We start from the raw sequence: 6,096 nt of genomic DNA on the forward strand, positions 1-6,096 counted from the left end.
AACTCGGACAAATCCGTATCTTCACTACCACAACTGACGAATATACGAGACCGTTACCTGTAATTGTTCATTTTGTACTTTCCTGAAATAGGTTGACTAAAAATTAAACCTTTTAGTACTATACCTAATGAAAGAACAAAATCAACACTGTCGAAAAACTTCCTACAAAAAAGTAGGGTATGATCTTAAGCTGCTCATCATTGATCAGATCCAAAATGCACAAATCTCTATCAATCATGCCTCCGATAAATATCAGGTTTCCAGAGCTTCTATCTATTATTGGTTGAAAAAATACAGTACTTTAGAACAAAAGAAACAAGGGATGAGCAAGAAAGATGAGATCAAGAAACTCAAAGAAAAAATAGAGGAACTGGAGTTTGTAAAAGACTTTCAACAAGACATTATTGCTGACATGGAACTTATTACCGGGGTTGATATGTCAAAAAAGTCATTGCCCAAAACATTAGCAGACGAGATCGAAAAAAAGAAGCAAAACCGTTTAAAAGAAAATGGTTGATCCAATGTTTTGGGGTTTCTAAACAAGCGTTCTATAAGCGCTTAAAATCTTATCAGACCGGGCAAACAGAGCAACAGCTAATCATTCGGCTCATTAAAGAGTATCGAAGTCAGTATGGACTGCGCACCGGTGGTATCAAACTATATCAGGAATTAAAGCCTGATATGAATCGACTCGGTATTAAAATAGGAAGGGATAAATTCTATCGAGTAATGCGAATGAATAACCTGCTCGTTCCTAAATTAAAGCGGTTTCATATCACAACCGATTCAAAACATCGATTCTTTAAATACAAAAACCTCGTAAAAGACAAAGTGCCCACCAGGCCTGAACAACTTTGGGTAAGCGATATTACCTATATCAAAACGCAGAGTGGGCACAGTTACCTGGCCTTAGTCACAGATGCCTATTCCAAGCAAATTATGGGTTATAAATTAGCAAGCCATATGAAGACATCACTTTGCATCGATGCGCTTAAAATGGCTATTAAAAATAGAAAATACAAGAATCAAAAACTTATTCATCATTCCGATCGTGGAATTCAGTATTGTAACCCGCTATACACCAGCTTTGCTGAGGAACACGGAATACTTATGAGCATGACCGAGAAGTACGATCCGTACGAGAACGCCGTGGCTGAAAGAATCAACAGAACGCTTAAATATGAATATGATTTAAAACGAACTATAAAAAATACTAACTTAGCGAAGAAGATGGTCAAAAGGGCTGTTGAGATTTACAACAACAAAAGACCACATTTTAGTCTCAAATTGAACACCCCTAACTTTGTTCATTTGAATAGAAATTTAGACTATCATTCCTACAAAAGGAACAAACAAAATTTAGAACTATTGACCATTTAAACTGTCGAAAATCGAATCAAAAAAGGTCAACCTATTTCAGTATAATACATTTTAGATTTAGTTTTCATATTTTCAGACTTTCTATTAATTAATCAAATCCATTTCAAATGATAAAAAGATTTCTTGCTGTTTTAATTATGATTTTAATTTCATCTTCTATGAATTCACAAATTAAAGAATTAGAAGAAGGCGTTGACTTTAAACTTGTAGATAAAGTTCCTGTTGCCAATGGATGCAATAAAAATTGGAGTAACGAAGATTTAAGAATCTGTTTTACTAAATATGTATCCAACACAATTGTGCAAAATGTTAGCAATTCATTTCTTCAAAATCAGGGATTAGAACCAGGTAGTCATAGAATAAATGTGATTTTTGCTATTGATGAAAAAGGTCGAATTTCTGATATTAGAACAGACTCTGATAATAGAAAAATTGATAAGCACTTAATAAAAGCTGTAAAATCAATTGAAAAAATGGATCCTGGACTTCTAGATGGAAAGGCAGTAAAAATTCTCTATTCTCTTCCAATTGCCTTCAAAATCGTTTAAAAGAAGATTTGAGTTTCACAACAACAGGTAACAACGGTTAACAGCAAATAGCGGTAGCTGACTAAATTTTAGTAATTTGGGTTATCAATAAAGTAAATTTTTAAGCGGACTAATTTCCGGTCATTACTCCGCCACTTGTGTTAACCGAGACCGTTGCCTGCAATATTCACTGAAATTCGAACTAATGAGAAAACTGACTTTAATATCTATTTTTATAATAACGATAATTAGCTGTAAAAATGATGATAAGCCAACTGTTACTTATGATAATTTAAATGATAAGAAAGAAATTGTTCGGGATTCATCAATAATAGTAATTAACGAACTTCCAATTGATATTGATAGCACAGACTATTTAATTTATATAATCGGAGAGCCAAATGATCTAAGCTATGGATCCTCTTATAGTGGTTTCAGTTCAGAATCGGATAATCGAAAGAGTTTCTCCGTGATGAATTCTTATAACTCTAATATTTCAGGAGACATACATAATATAAAATTTCAAAAAAATGAGTCTGATACAATAACTGAGTTGACCGATAAAACCATTTTAATTAATTCTGTTGATTTTTTGAGAGAAATATTCAACACGAACAAAAAGCAATATTTATTATATACTGTTTATGACAGTGATTCCAACGCAGATCAAAAAATTAATTATCAAGATTTGAAAAGTCTTTATTTGAGCGAAATTAATGGTAAAGAATTCAAAAAACTTACACCTGATTTTCAAGAATTGATTAACTGGAAAATTATAAAAAGCCAGAACCGCCTTTACTTTAGAACAATAGAAGATATTGATAAGAACGGAAAATTTGACAATGAAGATAAATTACATTATTTCTATATAGATTTTGATCAAGATAACTTAAAGTCTAAAGAATATAATTACATCTAAATACTGCAGGCAACAATGGTTAACATCAAATAGCGGTTGCTGATTAAATTTTAGTAATTTGAGTATTCAATAAAGTAATTAACTAAGCGGACTAATTTTCGGTCATTACTCCGCCACTTGTGTTAACCGAGACCGTTACCTTTAATAGCTCCGATTCGTATATCAACTGAGTAATGTGAAAAGAACTAAATTTCGTTTTTGCTCACTCGCACGGTGGAACGGATTAGATGCGAAAAAATGCGGTTCTGAGCTGCTTTTAAAAAAAACATATCATTGAAATTCTGACTTCTAAATTTAATTCGGACTAAGAAGACTGAGTTGTTGTTTACTGTTACGGTAGAGTTTCTAAAAAGTGTTTCGGACTAAGAAGAATATACTTTAGCTGCTCACTGTTACGACTGATTTTTCGGACTTAAATTTGAGATTTCGATAAAAGAAACATTGATTTTTAAAATGTAAATAAACCGAGCAAAGTGGAGTAGGAGCGGACAATTGGAATGTGTCGCTACATAAAGGTAACAACGGTTAACATCAAATAGCGGTAGCTGACTAAATTTTAGTAATTTGAGTGTTCAATAAAATAACTAATTAAGCGGACTAATTTCTGGTCATTACTCCGCCACTTGTGTTAACCGAGACCGTTAGCTTTAATAGCTCCGATTCGGTAATTAACTGAGAAAGTTGAAGAAGAAGAAAATTTCGTTTTTTGATTACTCGTACGGCTGAGTGCAATAAATACGGAAAAATGCGATTTCTGAGGAGTTTAGAAAAAGTTGAAAATTAAAATTCTGACTTCTAAATTTAATCCGGACTAAGAAGATTGAGTTGATCTTTATTGTTAACGGAAGCTCTAAAAAGATATTCGGACTAAGAAGAATATACTTTAGCTGCTCACTGTTGCGACTGGTTTTTCGGACTTAAATTTGAGATTTCGATAAAAGAAACAATGACTTTTAAAAAGTAAATAAAACACAGTTAAGTGGAGTAGGAGCGGACCAATTGGGATGTGTCGCAACATAAAGCTAACATCGGTTATCACAAATAGCGGTAGCTGACTAAATTTTAGTAATTTGGGTTATCAATAAAGTAAATTTTTAAGCGGACTAATTTCCGGTCATTACTCCGCCACTTGTGTTAACCAAGACCGTTGGCACCAATATTATAAGAAAAATGAGATATTCCTACGAAGAAATTTATTTCCACTTTGGTCAATATGATATATTTACTACAGTTCAATTCCAATTTGATTCTGAAGAATATCAAAAATATGGAATCAGATTAATGGGTACATTCCGATATGAATTAGAAGAACGAGCAGAATTGGAGAGTATAATCATAAATCCAGAAGTACCTAGAACTGATAAAAAAGTGAAATTTATTCCCTCTGAAATTGAAACATTGACAGATGAACAAAAAGTAGAATTAGATCGTGATGGAATTCAGGCAAGTAGTATTAGCAGTATTAGTACTTTGAATTTAGAAAGACAGAATAGATTTTCAAAAAAAGGAACAAAAGAGATTCAAAATGTTCATAATATAAAGGCTCCTAGTTTCAGTGGATGGGCAGAACTATATCAAGTACAGTTTGGATTTCTTAATAGAAGGTACAACGATGGAGAAGAACTTGCTCCACCAGAAAAAATTGAGTATTGGAGTTTAAGAAAAAGATTTCAAATTGAAAATGATAAACAGGACTACATTGAAAATGTATTAGACGTAGATGATAAGACTAAGAAAAAAATAAGATTTCAAGAATTATCTTCCAAAATGCAAGATTATTCGATCAGTGGTGATGAAATAAAAGAGTTCGCAAAACTATGGATTGAAGAAAGCGATGAAAAAGATAAAATTATTAATAGGGAAATTCAAAGATCCTCACAGAGTTTGAAAAAAGTTGCTGAAGAATATGAATTAGAATTAAATTCGTTAAAAAAGATCTGTAATAGATTTGAGGAAAAAGTCTTATTATTTGGTAAAAAGAAAGTATTTCTAAACTTTGAAAGATTTGTTCATATTTATGCAAGACATGTTTCAGAAACTCAAATTGGTGAAAGGTTTGCTTTAAATAAAACAGTTTTTCAGTACAAATTCGAGGATATATTACGAGTTATCGAGATGGTTTTAGACAGCATTAGTGATGAAATACAAGCTCATTTTGAATCAAACCCGAACTCTGTTTTTCGTCGTATGGGTGCAAGAAGTGTATACATTGACGGACACTATTATAGAGTAGAAATTGAATCTAACGGATTATTAAAAGATTTTCATCCCTATAATGATGATGATAATAATACTGGTGCCAACATCGGTTAAGCGCAAATAGCGGGCAATCGAGTGAAAAGTATTATTTTAGACACTAAGTAAAAACCAACAAAGCCGACAAAAACGCGTCCCTACTCCACGCTACTTGCCTTAACCAAGACCGTTACCTGCAATTATTGCACTGAGATACGCAACCTTTTTTGAAATGACACATCTTTAATAAAACAACTTTTATGAAAAAATATCTGGTGTCCATTAGCATTTTATTTATAATTCTATCGTGTTCTATGAATGACGAATTCATTAAAGAAAAAACGAATCAATCAAACAAGGTAATATTTGGAGCAGTTTATGGAATGTGCGGTGGTGATTGTAGAGATCTTTTTATGATAAATGAAGAAGATTTATATAAAGATGCTGATAATTTCTCTGATGAATATGGGAATTGGTCAAATACAACATTTGATCAAAAATTAAGGGAGGAGGAATATAATAAAACTGCCGATTTATTAAATATCCCTACTAATCTATTAGAGAATGAGATTTCACAAGAAGACTTAGTTCAGAAATGGGCTGATGTTGATTACTACCTCTATATAGAAAAAGACGGAATTTCTAAAGAAATAATTTTAGACTACATAAATGAAGATGCTGATCCTGCGATAAAATCTTATTTTCGAACATTTTTTAAAAATTATAAAGATTTAGGTGGATATGCTATAGATACTACAATTGTTGGAAGATGGTAATAATGTTTGCATTAAATAATATGCAAATTTAGAATTATGACATTAGCAATAACGGCAGGTAACAACGCATATTCGCAATTGTGGTCATTTAAGTAAAATAAAATTTTATAGTAACCAGGAATTAAAAAACTAAATCGGACAAATCCGTATATTCACTACCACAACTGACGAATATACGAGACCGTTATATGCTATTTACAAGATTGTACTTTCCTGAAATAGGTTGACTAAAAATTAAACCTTTTAGCACTATACCTAA

General features: G+C 32.0%; 6 protein-coding genes. All 6 read left to right on the plus strand.

Annotated features, from left to right (window positions below; all coding sequences use genetic code 11):
* The first annotated feature begins 127 nt into the window (after nt 1-127).
* A complete protein-coding gene (locus L1I30_RS14270) occupies nt 128-517 on the plus strand; it encodes an IS630 transposase-related protein (RefSeq protein ID WP_236134984.1) in 390 nt (129 codons plus the stop codon).
* Nucleotides 514-1,380, plus strand: coding sequence for an IS3 family transposase (locus L1I30_RS14275; RefSeq protein ID WP_236134985.1), 867 nt, complete (start codon nt 514-516; stop codon nt 1,378-1,380). The genes L1I30_RS14270 and L1I30_RS14275 overlap by 4 nt, the downstream gene beginning before the upstream one ends.
* A gap of 107 nt (nt 1,381-1,487) precedes the next feature.
* Nucleotides 1,488-1,928: an energy transducer TonB gene (locus L1I30_RS14280; protein WP_236134986.1), complete on the plus strand. Its 441-nt coding sequence runs from the start codon at nt 1,488-1,490 to the stop codon at nt 1,926-1,928.
* Nucleotides 1,929-2,112: 184 nt separating this feature from the next.
* Nucleotides 2,113-2,826: a hypothetical protein gene (locus L1I30_RS14285; RefSeq protein WP_236134987.1), complete on the plus strand. Its 714-nt coding sequence runs from the start codon at nt 2,113-2,115 to the stop codon at nt 2,824-2,826.
* Between the two features lie 1,170 nt (nt 2,827-3,996).
* On the plus strand, nt 3,997-5,139 hold the full coding sequence (locus L1I30_RS14290; RefSeq protein ID WP_236134988.1) for a hypothetical protein: 1,143 nt from the start codon (nt 3,997-3,999) through the stop codon (nt 5,137-5,139).
* 236 nt (nt 5,140-5,375) lie between these two features.
* A complete protein-coding gene (locus L1I30_RS14295; RefSeq protein ID WP_236134989.1) occupies nt 5,376-5,837 on the plus strand; it encodes a hypothetical protein in 462 nt (153 codons plus the stop codon).
* The last annotated feature ends 259 nt before the right edge of the window (nt 5,838-6,096 follow it).

Source organism: Gillisia lutea (assembly GCF_021568705.1).
Classification (GTDB): Bacteria; Bacteroidota; Bacteroidia; order Flavobacteriales; family Flavobacteriaceae; genus Gillisia; species Gillisia lutea.

Bases quoted from the DNA above. Each gene is read 5' to 3' on its own strand.
- L1I30_RS14270 (WP_236134984.1), top strand. From the start codon at position 128: ATGAAAGAACAAAATCAACACTGTCGAAAAACTTCCTACAAAAAAGTA.
- L1I30_RS14280 (WP_236134986.1), top strand. From the start codon at position 1,488: ATGATAAAAAGATTTCTTGCTGTTTTAATTATGATTTTAATTTCATCT.
- L1I30_RS14285 (WP_236134987.1), top strand. From the start codon at position 2,113: ATGAGAAAACTGACTTTAATATCTATTTTTATAATAACGATAATTAGC.
- L1I30_RS14290 (WP_236134988.1), top strand. From the start codon at position 3,997: ATGAGATATTCCTACGAAGAAATTTATTTCCACTTTGGTCAATATGAT.
- L1I30_RS14295 (WP_236134989.1), top strand. From the start codon at position 5,376: ATGAATGACGAATTCATTAAAGAAAAAACGAATCAATCAAACAAGGTA.